This is a genomic window from Bartonella sp. AA16NXGY (genome assembly GCF_042197325.1).
GTDB lineage: Bacteria > Pseudomonadota > Alphaproteobacteria > Rhizobiales > Rhizobiaceae > Bartonella.
The window spans coordinates 1-17,278 of the sequence record NZ_JBHIRR010000008.1 but is presented as its reverse complement, the minus strand read 5'-3'; the positions used below and the strand labels follow the sequence as shown (position 1 = coordinate 17,278).

Annotated in this window: 11 protein-coding genes and 1 tRNA gene; all 12 read right to left on the bottom strand. The window is 39.2% G+C overall.

All coding sequences use genetic code 11. From position 1 onward, the window contains the following. Window positions 1–1,126 precede the first annotated feature (1,126 nt). The 12 genes from ACFINK_RS05935 to ACFINK_RS05880 all read right to left on the bottom strand — a co-directional run bounded on the left by ACFINK_RS05935 (window position 1,127) and on the right by ACFINK_RS05880 (window position 17,166). Window positions 1,127–2,518 (bottom strand): L-serine ammonia-lyase, encoded by a 1,392-nt coding sequence (locus tag ACFINK_RS05935; protein ID WP_375620780.1) that lies wholly within the window; start codon window positions 2,516–2,518, stop codon window positions 1,127–1,129. Window positions 2,519–2,858: 340 nt separating this feature from the next. After that, entirely contained in the window at window positions 2,859–3,548 is a 690-nt protein-coding gene (locus ACFINK_RS05930; protein ID WP_375612167.1) for a nitroreductase, read from the bottom strand. Window positions 3,549–3,753: 205 nt separating this feature from the next. Next, window positions 3,754–3,957 carry a hypothetical protein gene (locus ACFINK_RS05925; protein ID WP_375638423.1) on the bottom strand — a complete coding sequence of 68 codons (204 nt, stop codon included), beginning with the start codon at window positions 3,955–3,957 and terminating at the stop codon, window positions 3,754–3,756. 714 nt (window positions 3,958–4,671) lie between these two features. Beyond that, window positions 4,672–8,883: a DNA-directed RNA polymerase subunit beta' gene (gene rpoC / locus ACFINK_RS05920; protein WP_375638422.1), complete on the bottom strand. Its 4,212-nt coding sequence runs from the start codon at window positions 8,881–8,883 to the stop codon at window positions 4,672–4,674. 172 nt (window positions 8,884–9,055) lie between these two features. Further along, on the bottom strand, window positions 9,056–13,204 hold the full coding sequence (gene rpoB / locus ACFINK_RS05915) for a DNA-directed RNA polymerase subunit beta (protein WP_375612113.1): 4,149 nt from the start codon (window positions 13,202–13,204) through the stop codon (window positions 9,056–9,058). Window positions 13,205–13,493: 289 nt separating this feature from the next. Continuing rightward, window positions 13,494–13,865 carry a 50S ribosomal protein L7/L12 gene (rplL, locus tag ACFINK_RS05910; protein WP_273790654.1) on the bottom strand — a complete coding sequence of 124 codons (372 nt, stop codon included), beginning with the start codon at window positions 13,863–13,865 and terminating at the stop codon, window positions 13,494–13,496. 101 nt (window positions 13,866–13,966) lie between these two features. Beyond that, window positions 13,967–14,485 (bottom strand): 50S ribosomal protein L10, encoded by a 519-nt coding sequence (rplJ, locus tag ACFINK_RS05905; protein WP_012755027.1) that lies wholly within the window; start codon window positions 14,483–14,485, stop codon window positions 13,967–13,969. 354 nt (window positions 14,486–14,839) lie between these two features. Then, window positions 14,840–15,544 (bottom strand): 50S ribosomal protein L1, encoded by a 705-nt coding sequence (gene rplA, locus ACFINK_RS05900; RefSeq protein WP_375638421.1) that lies wholly within the window; start codon window positions 15,542–15,544, stop codon window positions 14,840–14,842. A gap of 4 nt (window positions 15,545–15,548) precedes the next feature. Continuing rightward, window positions 15,549–15,977: a 50S ribosomal protein L11 gene (gene rplK, locus ACFINK_RS05895; protein WP_273723157.1), complete on the bottom strand. Its 429-nt coding sequence runs from the start codon at window positions 15,975–15,977 to the stop codon at window positions 15,549–15,551. Between the two features lie 150 nt (window positions 15,978–16,127). Continuing rightward, window positions 16,128–16,658 (bottom strand): transcription termination/antitermination protein NusG, encoded by a 531-nt coding sequence (nusG, locus tag ACFINK_RS05890; protein WP_273790740.1) that lies wholly within the window; start codon window positions 16,656–16,658, stop codon window positions 16,128–16,130. A gap of 20 nt (window positions 16,659–16,678) precedes the next feature. Then, window positions 16,679–16,891 (bottom strand): preprotein translocase subunit SecE, encoded by a 213-nt coding sequence (gene secE, locus ACFINK_RS05885; RefSeq protein WP_273790652.1) that lies wholly within the window; start codon window positions 16,889–16,891, stop codon window positions 16,679–16,681. Between the two features lie 199 nt (window positions 16,892–17,090). Next, window positions 17,091–17,166, bottom strand: a tRNA-Trp gene (locus ACFINK_RS05880). Window positions 17,167–17,278: the final 112 nt, after the last annotated feature.

Here is a 17,278-nt window from a genome sequence, read left to right as displayed (position 1 = left end):
TTCTCCCTTTATAAATAAAGATGCTAATACTCTATAGATTTTATACCATTCATGGAAAACTTACATTATATTATTCATATGCAAGATACTGATTTATAAAGATAATTAATTATTTTGTATGTTAGATGAGAATCTCGAATATCGTAAGATTCTCTCATTTAAAATCTGTTTATGTTGAATCAATCAAAACCGTCTCTTGCATGTTATGAGCGAGATTAGTGTGTAGCGTGAAACTGTACCAAAAAGACTAAAAATGCCTATAATGAACCGTTTCAAATGCCAAGTGCTTTAGTCCCCCTGTACAGAGGGGGGTTCTGGCAAAGTGTGTAACCATGCCAGCGTACTTCTTTTTATTAAGCATAAAGATGGAGACAGCTCAATGGATTTACCGTTATATCATTCACAGGTGCCATCGCGAAATGAGCTTGGGGGCACCTGAGAGATATTTTTTTAAAACGAACTCACGAACGCGTAACACGATAATGTTCTATCGTGTGCATTCTATTCTCATGAGAATTTTTATAAATATTTCTTAATGTATACGTTATTATTTATTTTAATTTTTTTGTCGGTACAAAATTTATAAATAAAAAAGATATTTCCAATATATCTCTTAATTATTGTAAATTAGTGTTTTTTTTCAAGGCATTTTTTACCATACTAGGTAGAAAAAAAACTTCACTTTTAAAAAATTAAAACCTTTAAAATTCTACTTTCTTCATCATAATTATTCAGACTTAAAACAAATTTTCCTTGGATACTCAGGCATAATCTTCCATTACTTAAAAGATATATGGCTATGGAAACTTTTTAAAGCCATAAAACCCAGCTAAAAATAATGGCAGATTGATCACTAATTTTACTTTACGCTTTCTTATTTTTTCCAAATTACACTTTTTTCCTATTTTAGAGACAAATCAAACAGATGTAGAACACTCTCGCCTCCAAGCTTGCATGAAAAAGCTATTATTCGTTAAGAAAACACTGAATCATCTCAGATTTATTTCAAACTACTGCTGCATTAAAGCGGAATTTTGATTTATAAGGAACAAAAAACATAAGCTTTATTAGGAAATACGATCTCTCTCCAAAAAGTCCAGTTATGGATTGAAAAATGTTCCAGCTCTTAACAAGATATCGCATTGACTGCAAGACCACCTTTACTTGTCTCTTTATAGCGTTCACTCATATCATGACCAGTCTGGCGCATTGTTTCTATACAAGCATCAAGAGAAACAAAATGATCTCCATTACCATATAATGCAAGAGAAGAAGCCGTTACCGCCTTAACAGCTCCCATTGCATTACGCTCAATACAAGGCACTTGTACAAGACCTGCAACAGGATCACATGTCATTCCCAAGTGATGTTCAAGCGCAATTTCTGCCGCATTTTCAATTTGAGCTGGTGTTCCACCTAACGCTGCGGTCAACCCTGCTGCGGCCATTGAAGATGCCGTTCCAACTTCACCTTGACACCCAACTTCTGCACCAGAAATAGAGGCATTATGTTTAATAACACCACCTATAGCTGCTGCCGTTAATAGAAAATTATGTATTCCCTCTCGATCTGAATCATCATTAAACTGAAGATAATAACGCAAAACGGCTGGGACGACACCGGCTGCTCCATTTGTTGGTGCTGTAACAACACGACCACCTGCTGCATTTTCCTCATTGACTGCTATAGCATATACCGAAAGCCAATCATTTGCCCAAAGTGGATAATTGTAATTTTTCTTTTGTTTTTCCAAAAGCGTTTCATGCAGCTTTTTAGCGCGCCTTAAAACACGCAATCCACCAGGCAACTCACCTTCTTGTGAAAGACCTCTATCAATGCAATTTGTCATCGCTGAAAAAATTTCATCAAGCCCTACATCAAGAGAAGAACGCTCTATCTTTGTTTCTTCATTTAAGCGCTTCATTTCAGCAATTGAAAGCCCTGATTTTTCTGCCATTGATAACATTGTACAAGCAGAATCGAATGGATATGGTACCTCAAATGCTTCTGGTTGTATATTATCATTCATATGGCTTAATTCATCCTCAGTCACAACAAAGCCACCACCGATAGAATAATAAATCTGCCGCAACAGAACATTCCCATCAGTATCAAGTCCTTCAAAGGCTAGTCCATTTGTATGTCCAGGGAGGATTTGCTTTCGTTCAAAAATAAGATCACGTTGCACATCAAACTGATAAGCGGGATGACCTTCTGGTTGCACTTTTTTTTCACGTATAACTTTTTCTAACAAAAACCCCATGCTATCAGGATCAACAGTAGAAGCTTTTTCTCCTAAAAGTCCTAATATGATAGCTCTATCTGTTGCATGACCAATACCCGTGAAAGCTAAAGAACCATAAAGATAAACACGTATACGAGAAACTTGAACATCAGACGACTGAGAAAAATCTCCTATCTTTTGCAAAAACATATTAGCAGCAGTCATTGGTCCCATCGTATGTGAGCTAGAAGGACCAATCCCAATTTTAAAAAGTTCAAAAACAGATAGAAACACGTATCACCTTAAACTATAGTACAGCTTGAGCATATATGCTTTTTCATAACGTTTCTTCCGTTTAAAATCAAATTGCGAGATAAACTAAAAAAATGACAACAATAAACACGAATGTCGCTCGTCTTGCTACCACCCAACACTTTCTTTCTATAGTGTTTTCCATTAGCCAACCTTTAAAACGGACAATGCCCCTAGAGTCACCACTCCCAATGTTCCAAACGTAGTAAAATAAGTGTTAATATGCAATATTAAAATTCAATAAGGATGAGAAATCTTATCGGAAATATTTTTCATAATGCACTAAGTTCTTCAAAACATATGCTTAATTGTATAAAATATTTTATGGGTATGTTTCAATGAAACGTACAAATTTTTCTAACGATTCTCGTTCTGTCTCAAAATTGTTTTCTGGAGCACTCATATCGCGATAACCAAGTGCCATACCACAGATAATATGGCGATCAGAAGGAATAGATAAAAGCGTACGAATCTGTTTATGATAATCAGCAAAAGCAGCTTGAGGACAGGTATCTAATCCAAATCCACGTGCAGCTAACATAATGGTCTGCATAAACATACCCAAATCAAGCCAACTCCCCATTTCCATGTCGTGATCCATTGTAAATAAGAGTCCTACAGGTGCATCAAAAAATAAAAAATTTCGCGCCTTTTGATGAAGTATTTTTTCTTCATCACCTTTTTGAATTCCAAGACTCTGATAAAGATCCAAACCAACTTTTCGACGCCTTGAAATATAGGGCTCACGCCACTGACGTGGATAATAACTATATTCACGCTCTCCTTTTACACCTGAAAGCACAAGTTGTGAAAGCTCTTGCCCTACTTTCTGTAATACACTTCCTGTAAGCACAATTACTTGCCATGGCTGAATATTTGTTCCAGATGGTGCACGTGCTGCAAGTTTTAAGATTTCTTTGATTGTTTCCAAACTAACTGGCTGATCAGTAAAAGCGCGAATTGACTTTCGTGACAATATAGATTGAAAAACACTCATAGGAGAAACTGTCATTGTTTTTACTTTCTTTATGAAAAATAGTTTTTTCTTATCAAGAATAATATACTGCGAAAATACCTTTGCAGCTTTTTCAAACACTCTATTTCTTTAAATGACTTACACATTTCACGCAGTGGTAAATATTCCCCTTAGAGACGGTATAATCTATCTCTTTTAAGAGAAAGAAATTAGTCTAAAAGAAGACAAAATAAATTTATAATCAATGACTACCCCCCAACTCCGCTAAGCTCTCAAAAAAACTCTCTTCAATTCGTTCTAAATCCTGTAGAAGATCATCAACATCATGCTGCATCTGCTTTAAATCAGTTTGTTTTTTATGAATTCCTGCAATTAATTTCTTAAGCTTTTTCTCATCATCAGGTGGTTTTCCAACCATTGTCAACATATCAGATATTTCAGACAACGAAAATTTTACTCTGTTAGCATACAGGATTTGTTTTAACTTATGACGATCCGTTTATGTATAAAGCCGTGTACTTCCACACCGAAAAGGGATAAGAAGTCCCTCTTCTTCATAGCAAAGTTCGAGCTATTATTGAAAACTCACGTGTTAATTTTCCAATTGAATAATATTCGTACATTTTATTATTCTGTCTGCATAGATCACATTGTTATAAGAAATATGTCTATTTTTTATAAAACTTAGTGAGCACCTTAATCTCTACTTTTCTGCATTCTAATTTAGAAGAAAATACATTCACAAACATTGTATAGTAGAGAATCAATTATTTTTTAGATTATAGAAAAGACTCTTGATCTTTCATCATAAGTCCTTTTAAATTTTTATAGAAGATATCAATCAAAAATTTTCCTAAAGTTCAAAATCAATCTTATTTGATTTGTAGATAATCAACTCTTTTCCTTGAATATGATTTTTGAGTTTCACATATTTTGGAAAAATTCTATACTGCTTTTAGAAATTAAGAAACTTTAAAATAAAGTAACAAAAAAGATAAGCATCATTACAAAATAATAAGCTACTAAAGATGTTTAAAATAACTATCGCCTTATAATTTTTGATATTTTTCAAGAAAATATACAACTTCTGCATTTCGAAATAAAAAACGTCTGAACTTTCTATTCAGACGTTTTTATATTATGTGGTGTTGTATTTAAATTATTCAGTAACGGCCCCAGTTGTCATATTTGTCAACATAGCCTTAGCCACTTCGTTATTACTAGACTTACGCTGCTCATCTACAATCAAATCATCACGAACTGCAGCAATACGACGGATTTGAGAAATTGTACCACCCGTACCTGCTGGAATAAGACGACCGACAATAACGTTCTCTTTAAGTCCTTGCAAAGTATCAATTTTACCAGAAACTGCTGCTTCAGTAAGAACACGTGTTGTTTCCTGAAACGATGCCGCCGAAATGAAAGAAGGTGTTTGAAGAGAAGCTTTTGTAATTCCAAGAAGAATGGGATTACCAGATGCAGGTTTCTTCCCTTCTGCAATCAAATTATCATTGATTTCATCAAGTTCAATACGATCAACATTATCACCTGGAATATAACCAGAATCTCCAGATTCAGTAATTTCAACTTTTTGCAACATTTGACGAACAATCACTTCAATGTGCTTATCATTAATAAGAACTCCCTGCAGACGATAAACCTCCTGAATCTCATTAACAAGATAAGATGCCAAAGCTTCAACCCCCTTAATCGCCAAGATGTCATGAGGTGCTGGATTACCATCAAGGATATAATCTCCCTTTTCAATTTGATCGCCTTCTTGGAAGTGGAACAACTTACCTTTTGGAATCAAGTATTCTACTGCCTCAAGAGTTTTATCATTTGGTTCAATAATGATACGACGTTTATTCTTATAACCACGGCCAAATCGAATTGTACCACTAACTTCAGCAATAATCGCATGATCCTTTGGACGACGCGCTTCAAAAAGCTCAGCCACACGAGGAAGACCACCCGTAATATCTTTCGTCTTGGCACTTTCCATTGGCAAACGAGCAATAACATCACCAGCCTTAACATGAGCACCAAGCTCAACAGAAAGAATAGTTTCCACTGACATCATATAACGGGCTTCACCTCCCTTATACAATTTAGCAATGGATTCACCTTCTTTATCCGTGTGAATAATAATAGCTGGTTTAAGATCCGCACCACGTGGATTAGCGCGCCAATCAATCACCAAACGCTTCGTAATACCCGTAGATTCATCAGCTGTTTCAGTGACAGATAAACCATCAATCATATCTTCAAAACCCACATAGCCTTCAACTTCCGTTAAAATTGGACGTGTATAAGGATCCCATTCTGCTATACGTTGGCCACGTTTAACCACATCACCATCATCAACAAAAATATGAGCACCATAGCTAACACGATGTACAACGCGCTCTTTTCCTAACTCATCCTTGATAAGGATAGCCATATTACGCCCCATAACAACCAAATGGCCTTCAGAGTTACGAACTACATTACGATTACGAATCTCCACCTTACCTTCATAAGATGCCTCTAAATACGATGAATCAACAACCTGCGCAGTTCCTCCTAAGTGAAAAGTACGCATAGTAAGCTGTGTTCCCGGCTCACCAATGGATTGAGCAGCAATAACACCAACCGCTTCTCCCTGATTAACAGGTGTTCCACGCGCCAAATCACGACCATAGCATTTTGCACAAACACCAAGACGTGTTTCACATGTTAATGCAGAACGAATTTGAACAGATTGAATCCCAGCTGCTTCAATCTTCGCGACATCAGCTTCCTCAATCATTGCTCCACCTTCAAGGATAACCTCTCCAGAGACAGGATGTAGAATATCAACAAGCGCTGTACGACCAAGAATTCTTTGCCCAAGGGAGGCAACAATTTGTCCTGCATCAACAATCGGCTGCATGGTAAGCCCTTTTGCGGTACCACAATCAACTGCTGAAATAATAGCATCCTGTGCAACATCAACAAGACGCCGTGTTAAATAACCAGAGTTCGCCGTCTTTAACGCAGTATCAGCAAGTCCTTTACGTGCACCATGCGTGGAATTGAAGTATTCATTAACAGTTAGACCTTCTTTAAAATTTGAAATAATGGGTGTTTCAATAATTTCACCCGATGGTTTTGCCATTAATCCACGCATACCGGCCAATTGTCTCATCTGGTTAGCAGAACCACGAGCACCAGAGTGCGACATCATATAGATAGAATTCATCGGCCGTTGACGACCTGTTTTAGGATCAAAATCCACAGCTTGAATACGTTTCATCATTTCATCTGCGACGCGATCTGTACATTTACCCCAAGCATCTACAACCTTATTGTATTTTTCACCTTGTGTAATCAAACCATCATTATATTGCTGTTCGTACTCCTTAGCCAAAGCTTCTGTTTCTGCGACTAAACGCGACTTACTATCAGGAATAACCATATCGTCCTTACCGAATGAAATTCCTGCACGACAAGCATAAGAAAAGCCAAGCTGCATAATACGGTCACAAAAAATAACCGTCTCTTTTTGTCCACAGTGCCGATAAACATGATCAATCATTTTAGAAATGTTCTTTTTCGTCATCTCTTGATTGACAATATCAAATGAGATATCCGCACTTTTTGGCAAAAGCTCACCGATAATCAAACGACCAGGTGTCGTATCATAAAGTTTAGAGACTTCTTTTCCATCCTTCCCCATATTCTTAACACGGCCTTTAATCTTCGTATGAAGCGTTATAACCTTATTTTCCAAGGCATAATGAAGCTCACCTATATCAGAAAAGGCCATTCCTTCACCTGGTTCTTTTTCAGAAACAATTGAAAGATAATAAAGACCAAGAACCATATCCTGTGAGGGAACAATAATGGGAGCACCATTGGCCGGATGAAGAATATTATTGGTGGACATCATCAAAACACGGGCTTCAAGTTGTGCTTCAAGAGAAAGCGGAACATGAACCGCCATCTGATCACCATCAAAATCCGCATTAAAAGCAGTACACACCAATGGATGTAGCTGTATAGCTTTTCCCTCAATCAAGATAGGCTCAAAAGCTTGAATTCCCAAACGGTGCAATGTTGGTGCACGATTGAGCAAAACAGGGTGTTCACGAATAACCTCATCCAAGATATCCCAAACTTCTGGATGTTCTTTTTCAACAAGCTTCTTTGCCTGCTTTACCGTTGATGAATAGCCTTTTGCATCAAGCCGCGCATAAATAAAAGGCTTAAATAATTCAAGAGCCATTTTTTTGGGAAGACCACATTGATGTAATTTTAATTCAGGACCCGTCACGATAACAGAACGCCCCGAGTAATCAACACGCTTCCCAAGTAAGTTCTGACGAAAACGCCCTTGCTTGCCCTTCAACATATCTGATAAAGACTTAAGAGGACGTTTATTGGCTCCAGTAATCACACGCCCACGCCGTCCATTATCAAACAATGCATCAACAGCTTCTTGTACCATACGCTTTTCATTGCGTACGATAATTCCAGGAGCTCGCAATTCAATCAGCCGCTTCAAGCGGTTATTACGATTGATAACACGCCGATAAAGATCATTCAGATCTGATGTCGCAAAACGCCCACCATCAAGCGGAACCAATGGACGCAAATCCGGTGGAATAACCGGAATTGTTTTCATAATCATCCACTCTGGCTTATTTCCAGATTCAAGAAAATTTTCAACGATTTTAAGTCGTTTAATCAATTTTTTCTGCTTTAACTCTGAAGTTGTTTCAGCTAATTCAAGACGCAAATCATTAGCGATTTTATCTAACTCCATACTAGCTAAAAGCTCGTAAATAGCTTCAGCGCCAATCATAGCTGTAAACTGATCTTCTCCAAATTCATCAATAGCAAGCATATATTCTTCTTCAGAAAGAAGCTGATGGAGCTTAAGAGATGTTAACCCTGGTTCGGTTACAATATAATTCTCAAAATAAAGAACCCGTTCAATATCTTTTAAAGTTAAATCTAAAAGTGTAGAAATACGGCCTGGTAATGATTTAAGAAACCATATATGCGCAACGGGTGCCGCAAGTTCAATATGCCCCATACGCTCACGACGTACGCGCGAAAGAGTAACCTCTACACCACATTTTTCACAAATAATGCCCTTATACTTCATGCGTTTATATTTGCCACATAGACATTCATAGTCCTTAATAGGGCCAAATATACGTGCACAAAAAAGACCATCACGTTCTGGTTTAAAAGTCCGATAATTAATAGTCTCAGGCTTCTTAATCTCACCATACGACCAGGACAAAATTTTCTCAGGACTCGCAATAGAAATACGAATAGAGTCAAATGTCTGCGCTGGCGCTTGAGGATTGAAAAGATTCATGACCTCGTGGTTCATGCTGTTCTCCTTCAAAGATTCTTAGAACCTGTTGTAATATCTCATTTATTTTATAACAGATCTTCTTTAAAATACATTTACTTTTAAAAATGACCTGTATAGCCTTAATAAGGTTATTGAGCCTCTTAAAGTAATAAGAGCGCAGCCCTTTTCTAGTGCGCTCCTTGAATTATTATTCTGCCGTATCAGACAATGCCCGCTGTGCAATAAGTTCACGCGCATCATCAAGCTCCACATTAAGAGCAAGTGAGCGCATTTCTTTTACCAACACATTAAAGCTTTCGGGTATACCTGCCTCAAATGTATCATCACCACGCACAATTGCCTCATAGACTTTTGTTCGACCAGCCACATCATCTGATTTTACTGTTAGCATCTCCTGCAAAGTGTATGCAGCACCATAAGCTTCAAGCGCCCATACCTCCATTTCACCAAAACGCTGACCACCAAATTGTGCCTTACCTCCTAATGGCTGCTGCGTAACAAGTGAATAGGGACCAATAGAACGCGCATGAATCTTATCATCAACAAGGTGATGCAATTTCAACATGTAAATATATCCCACCGTTACTGGACGATCAAAAGGCTCCCCAGTACGACCATCATAAAGCGTAACCTGCCCTGAACTATCTAAGCCTGCGTCTTCCAGCATCATGTTAATATCAGACTCATGTGCTCCATCAAAAACAGGCGTTGCAATTGAAACCCCTTTCTTCATCTGCAATGCCAATTTGTAAAGGCTTTCATTATCATACTGACGAACTGGTTCATTATGATTATCATCAGGCATAAGATTTTCAATACGCTGACGCAACGGCAATATATCCCCAGTCTCTTGATATAACTCTAACAAAGCACCAATCTTCTTGCCCATCCCCGCACATGCCCAACCAAGATGCGTTTCAAGAATTTGTCCAACATTCATACGACTAGGCACACCCAGCGGATTCAAGACGATATCAGCATGGGTCCCATCTTCAAGAAATGGCATATCTTCTACGGGAAGAATACGTGAAACAACACCCTTATTCCCGTGACGTCCCGCCATCTTGTCACCTGGTTGGATTTTGCGCTTCACAGCCACAAAAACTTTCACCATTTTCATGACACCAGGAGGCATTTCATCACCTCTTTGGACCTTTTCAACCTTATCCATAAAGCGACGTTGTAATGCTTCTTTTGATTCATCATATTGCTTGCGCAAAGCTTCAATTTCATTTTGAAGCTTTTCATCCTCAACAGCAAATTGCCACCACTGGGATCGCGGATAATGCCCCATTACTGTACTATCAAGCTTTTTACTACCCGAAAAGCCTTTCGGACCTTCTACAGCAACTTTACCTGTCAACATATCGGTGAGGCGCGCATAAACATTGCGATCAAGAATAGACTGTTCATCATCACGGTCTTTTGCTAAACGCTCAATTTCTTCACGCTCAATTGCCATCGCACGTTCATCTTTTTCCACGCCATGGCGATTAAAAACGCGAACTTCAACAACAGTACCAAAAGTCCCAGGAGGCATACGCATAGAAGTATCACGAACATCGGATGCCTTTTCCCCAAAAATTGCACGCAGAAGCTTTTCTTCCGGCGTCATGGGACTTTCACCTTTCGGGGTAATCTTTCCAACTAAAATATCACCTGGTTGAACTTCAGCACCAATATAAATAATGCCAGCTTCATCAAGATTTCTTAACGCTTCTTCCGCAACATTAGGAATGTCGCGCGTAATTTCCTCAGGTCCAAGTTTTGTATCGCGTGCCGCAACTTCAAATTCCTCGATATGAATTGAAGTAAACACATCATCAGCAACAATGCGCTCGGATAACAAAATAGAATCTTCATAATTGTATCCATTCCAAGGCATAAAGGCTACGAGAACATTCCGCCCAAGAGCCAAATCACCAAGATCCGTGGATGGACCATCTGCAATGATATCACCTTTCTCTACCCTATCACCGACATGTACAAGAGGACGCTGATTAATACAAGTGGACTGATTAGAACGCTGAAATTTCTGTAAGCGGTAAATATCAACGCCTGATTTTGAAGGATCTAAATCTTCTGTTGCACGGATAACAATACGGGTAGCATCGACTTGATCAACAACACCACTACGTTTTGCACTCACAGCAGCTCCTGAATCGCGCGCAACAATAGATTCCATTCCCGTCCCAACAAATGGCGCTTCAGCGCGTACAAGAGGAACTGCTTGACGCTGCATGTTCGATCCCATAAGCGCACGATTCGCATCATCATTTTCCAAAAAAGGAATAAGCGCTGCTGCAACTGAAACCAACTGTTTTGGTGAAACATCCATCAAATCAACATGATCACGCGGCGCCATTAAAACTTCACCAGCATGACGGCAAACAACAAACTCTTCTATAAAACGACCTTCGTTATCTAATGAAGAATTAGCCTGAGCGACATAATGCTTTGCTTCTTCCATCGCTGAAAGATAAATAACTTCTTTTGTGACTTTTCCATCAATAATTTTTCGATATGGGCTTTCAATAAAGCCATATTTGTTAACTCGCGCAAATGTTGCTAAGGAGTTAATCAGACCAATATTGGGGCCTTCTGGTGTTTCAATCGGACAAATACGACCATAATGCGTAGGATGTACGTCACGGACTTCAAAACCCGCACGTTCACGAGTCAAACCACCTGGACCAAGAGCAGAAAGACGGCGCTTATGGGTAATTTCTGACAATGGATTGGTTTGATCCATAAACTGCGACAATTGTGAAGACCCAAAAAATTCACGGACTGCTGCTGCCGCAGGCTTTGCATTGATCAAATCCTGTGGCATAACTGTATCAATTTCAACCGATGACATACGCTCTTTTATCGCACGTTCCATACGAAGAAGACCAATGCGATATTGATTTTCCATCAACTCCCCGACGGAACGAACGCGACGGTTGCCAAGATTATCAATATCATCAATTTCACCACGTCCATCACGCAATTCAACCAACATCTTAACAACAGCAAGAATATCCTCTTGGCGTAAAATGCGAACTGTGTCTGGACAATCAAGATCCATACGTAAATTCATCTTAACACGCCCGACAGCTGAAAGATCATAACGCTCTGGATCAAAAAACAATGAATGGAACATTGCTTCTGCTGTATCGATTGTTGGAGGTTCACCTGGACGCATCACCCGGTAAATATCAAATAACGCATCCTGCCGACTTTCATTTTTATCCACCTTCAAAGTATTGCGGATGTAAGCGCCAATATTCATGTGATCAATATCAAGAATATTGACTTGATCAGCACTAACATCGAGCAGAACTTTTAATACTTTTTCGTCAATTTCATCACCAGCTTCAAGGTAGATTTCACCTGTTTCGTAATTGACGATATCTTCGGCTAGATAACAACCTAATAAATCATCTTCACTAACTTTAACCGCTTTAAGTCCTTTTTCTACCAAAGACTTCGCAGTACGAACTGTTAATTTTTTACCAGCCTCCGCAACGACTTCACCACTATCTGCATCTATAAGGTCAGAAATGAGCTTCATTCCTTTAAAGCGATCCACAGAATAAGGAACTCGCCATCCTTCTCCATCACGCTCATAAGTCACTTTATCATAAAACGTCGATAAAATATCCGACGCATCCATACCTAATGCCATCAAAAGACTAGTAACAGGAATCTTGCGCCGTCGATCAATACGCGCATAAATGATGTCCTTAGCATCAAACTCAATATCAAGCCAAGAACCACGATACGGAATAACACGAGCAGCAAAAAGAAGCTTTCCTGATGAATGGGACTTTCCTTTATCATGGTCAAAAAAGACACCAGGAGAACGATGCATCTGAGAAACAATAACACGCTCCGTACCATTAACAATAAAGGTACCATTCGTCGTCATTAAAGGCATATCGCCCATATAAACGCCTTGCTCTTTAATGTCTTTGATATCTTTGGAGCCAGTATCCTCATCAACATCAAAAACAATCAAACGCAATATGACCTTTAATGGGGCAGCATAAGTTAAATCACGTTGACGGCACTCTTCAACATCAAATTTTGGTAAATCAAATTCATAACCTACAAACTCAAGCATAGCTGTACCGGAAAAATCTGAAATAGGAAAAACCGATTTAAAAACAGCTTGCAAACCTTCATCTGGTCGCCCACCTTTCGGTTCCTCAACCATGAGAAATTGATCGTATGAGGCTTTTTGAACCTCAATAAGATTCGGCATTTCTGCTACTTCAGGAATCTTACCAAAAAATTTCCGTACGCGCTTACGACCATTGAATTGAGACATCATTGCGTGAGTCTGAGCCATCGTCGCTCCTTGATCTTTACTCTTCAAGGTAGACCAACCTTGAAAGCCTTATACCATTAACCTGCATATGCAGACCAGTTCACTTGACACTCAATAATGAGCATCATTAACTTTCCCTACCAACATAAGCCATTTATCTCTTTGACTCTATGATGAAGGGGTAAGTAATCCAAACCTATCCCATTCCTGTTACGAAACCATTGGGAAAAGTTTTTTACTCATTATTTTCCCTCTTTGTATTAAGAGAAAGAAAATCGGCGAACATAAATGCCCGCCGATAAAATTAAATTTACTTAAGTTCCACCTTAGCACCGGCAGCTTCAAGTTGAGATTTAATTTTTTCTGCTTCTTCTTTAGAAGCAGCCTCTTTAATAGGCTTAGGTGCACCTTCAACCAGATCTTTAGCTTCTTTAAGACCAAGTCCAGTAAGAGCACGAACTTCCTTAATAACATTAATTTTTTGTGCGCCACCTTCAACAAGAATAACATCAAATTCTGTTTTTTCTTCAGCAGCTGGAGCAGCAGCACCAGCAACAGCAGCGACAGCTACAGGAGCAGCAGCCGAAACTCCCCACTTTTCTTCAAGTAACTTAGAAAGCTCAGCGGCTTCCAAAAGGGTTAGATTAGAAAGGTCTTCTACGATCTTCTCTAGATCAGCCATTTTTAAATTCCTTCAATTAAAAGATTTGAACCATTATTAAATCTTATTCAAAAAAACAGAAAAGCATTAAAGCTCTTCCATAAACGTGAATACAAACAGCCTTAAGCCGCCTTATCCTCCTGAGCATATGCTCCAATGACACGTGCAACCTGACCAGCAGGGGCATTAACAACCTGTGCAATACGGGTCGCAGGGGTAGAAATCATACCCACAAGTTTTGCACGCAACTCGTTTAATGAAGGCAATGAAGCCAATGACTTCACAGCATCTACAGTTAAACTTGTTGCACCCATTGAACCGCCAAGTATGACAAATTTGTCATTGCTTTTCGCAAAATCAACAGCAACTTTCGGTGCTGTGATTGGATCTTCTGAATAAGCAATAAGTGTTTGTCCAGTAAACAAACCCACTATCGATTCAGATTCCGTGCCCTGAAGAGCGATTTTAGCAAGACGGTTTTTGGCGACCTTAACGGCACCGCCAGCTTCACCCATTTTCGAACGCAGATCATTCATCTGTGAAACTGTCAGACCGGAATAATGTGCAACAACAACAGAACCAGACTTCCGAAAAGCCTCGTTAAGCCATGTAACAAATTCGCGTTTTTCCGCTCTATTCACTGTCTCTCTCCATTTAACAGATTTGCTTAAAACAAACCTGTTGGTTACCTTTGATAACATAAAATACTTCATGTCACCGATGAGGATCCTGTCCCCTTTTTCACGCACAGCGTTCAAAGGCAACCTTGGCTCAAACCCTTTAAGTCTTTTAACTCTCAGTTTTTACCCCAGTCTCATGCAGGTTTTTTTGATTAAGATACTTAAAAGCATCACCTACAATCTCGGACAGGATATTCCGGAATTTCTCCCGGTACAACCTAAGCCCTATAAAGCTTAGATAGCGAGCTGATCAAAATCAGCATTTTAAATACAATTTTGATATTCCCATACCCCAAAACAAAATTATAAATCAGCTTATACTAGCTCTGAACGAACCGTTGCTGGATCAACTTTAACACCAATTCCCATAGTCGACGAAACAGCAACGCGCTTAATATACTCACCTTTTGCACCTTGCGGTTTGGCTTTAATAACTGCACTTGCAAAGGCTTTTATATTTTCTACGATTTTTTCAACACCAAAAGAAGCCTTACCAATACCAGCATGCACAATACCAGCTTTTTCCACACGAAACTCAACAGCACCACCTTTAGAAGCTTTGACAGCACCGACGACATCAAGTGTTACAGTACCAACTTTCGGATTCGGCATCAAACTCCGTGGACCAAGAATCTTACCAAGACGACCAACAAGAGGCATCATGTCTGGCGTTGCAATACAACGATCAAAATCTATAGTCCCTCTATTAACGCTTTCAAATAAATCTTCGGCACCCACAATATCAGCTCCTGCCGCCTTAGCTTCCTCAGCCTTATCCCCACGAGCAAAAACGGCAACACGAATATTTCTCCCTGTTCCATTAGGCAAATAAGCAACGCCTCGAACCATTTGATCAGCATGACGAGGATCAACACCCAAGTTCATTGAAATTTCGATTGTTTCATCAAACTTAGCAACGGCACGCTCCTTAACCATTGAAACGGCATCTTTTAAAGCGTAGAGTTCATTAAAATCAATATCTTTTCGGATATTTTTTATTCTTTTTGCTACTTTTGCCATAATATTAGCCCACCACTTCCAAGCCCATCGAGCGAGCAGAACCTTCAACCATACGCATTGCTGCCTCAATGTCATTCGCATTAAGATCTTTCATCTTTGATTCCGCAATCGAACGAATTTTATCGCGAGAAATGCTTCCTACAGACACTTTACCAGGCTCTTTTGAGCCAGATTTCAGGTTTGCTTCCTTCTTTAAAAAGAATGATACAGGAGGCGTCTTGAGAGAAAAGGTGAAAGACTTATCTTGGTAATACGTAATAACAACTGGAATCGGTGCCCCCTTTTCCATTTCTTGTGTCGCTGCATTAAACGCCTTACAAAATTCCATGATATTAATACCACGCTGCCCAAGAGCTGGACCAATTGGTGGAGATGGAGTAGCAGCTCCTGCAGGAACCTGCAACTTAAGCTGACCTATACTTTTTTTTGCCATAACAATCTGCCTTTAATTTCACTGGTATACTGACAATTCATCTTGCCCGTTACCCGCTTGCAGTCACGTGGTTCGGATCATTAAGCCGACAAAAGCTATAAATCACCTCCCACTCCTTCCTTAAAGTAATTAAAACTACTCTAAGTTTAATCAGAGTTTTTCAACCTGACCAAATTCCAAATCAACAGGCGTAGGACGCCCAAAAATAAGCACTTCAACCTTAAGACGAGAGCGCTCTTCTTCAACCTCTTGAACAATTCCATTAAACGAAACAAAAGGACCATCAGCAACGCGAACTTGCTCTCCAACCTCAAACAATACAGAGGACTTTGGAGACTCAACCCTTTCCTGAACTTGTTTGAGAATTTGCTCAACCTCTCGATCAGAAATAGGAACAGGACGCGCATCCGACCCTAAAAAACCTGTCACTTTAGGCGTATTCTTAATAAGATGATAAACTTCATCTGTTAACTCAGCACGAACAAGAACATAACCAGGAAAAAATTTTCGCTCAGTATCAACTTTGCGTCCACGACGAACCTCTACAACACGCTCTGTTGGAACAAAAATCTTTTCAAAAAGATGATCAAGTCCCTTTTGCTTTGCCTCCTTATCAATAGCTTCCGCTACTTTCTTTTCAAAATTTGAATATGCCTGAACAATATACCAACGAGCTGCCACAGTCACACTTCCTTACATTCTCAACTAAAAAGATATTTCAGAAGATCAATAACCCGCCAAACACCAAAATGCATAACCTGATCCACAATAAAAAAGAAAGCTGAAGCCAATGCAGTTACCAACAAAACCATAATAGTAGAAATAACCGTCTCACGACGTGTAGGCCATTTCACTTTAATTGTTTCTGCATAAACCTGCTTCAAAAAGGTAATCGGATTGGTTTTAGATGCCATCGTCACACTATACTCTCTCTAGTCCTATTGTGTTTTATAGAACAAAATAAACAGGAAAAAACGCAAAAGCCAACTTTCAGACTTATGCAATTTCCTTACTTTCTATTCAATACCGTTTCACACACAAAAAAACAAGCCCCATATCAAAAAAAGCGAAAAAGGCAGCAAAATCCACTCCCTTATATGTAAAACCCCCCTTTGGCAGGGGCAGCAGGACTTGAACCCGCGACCTGCGGTTTTGGAGACCGCCGCTCTACCAACTGAGCTATACCCCTAACTCTCAAAACTAAAACACTTTTAACACCCCTTTAACAAGCATTATTTATTCAATGATCTTAGAGACGATACCGGCACCAACAGTACGACCACCTTCACGAATAGCAAAAC

Excerpts from the sequence above, each read along its gene's own strand:
- ACFINK_RS05930 (WP_375612167.1), bottom strand. The coding sequence starts at position 3,548 with ATGACAGTTTCTCCTATGAGTGTTTTTCAATCTATATTGTCACGAAAG.
- rpoC (WP_375638422.1), bottom strand. The coding sequence starts at position 8,883 with ATGAACCACGAGGTCATGAATCTTTTCAATCCTCAAGCGCCAGCGCAG.
- rpoB (WP_375612113.1), bottom strand. The coding sequence starts at position 13,204 with ATGGCTCAGACTCACGCAATGATGTCTCAATTCAATGGTCGTAAGCGC.
- rplL (WP_273790654.1), bottom strand. The coding sequence starts at position 13,865 with ATGGCTGATCTAGAGAAGATCGTAGAAGACCTTTCTAATCTAACCCTT.
- rplA (WP_375638421.1), bottom strand. The coding sequence starts at position 15,544 with ATGGCAAAAGTAGCAAAAAGAATAAAAAATATCCGAAAAGATATTGAT.
- rplK (WP_273723157.1), bottom strand. The coding sequence starts at position 15,977 with ATGGCAAAAAAAAGTATAGGTCAGCTTAAGTTGCAGGTTCCTGCAGGA.
- secE (WP_273790652.1), bottom strand. The coding sequence starts at position 16,891 with ATGGCATCTAAAACCAATCCGATTACCTTTTTGAAGCAGGTTTATGCA.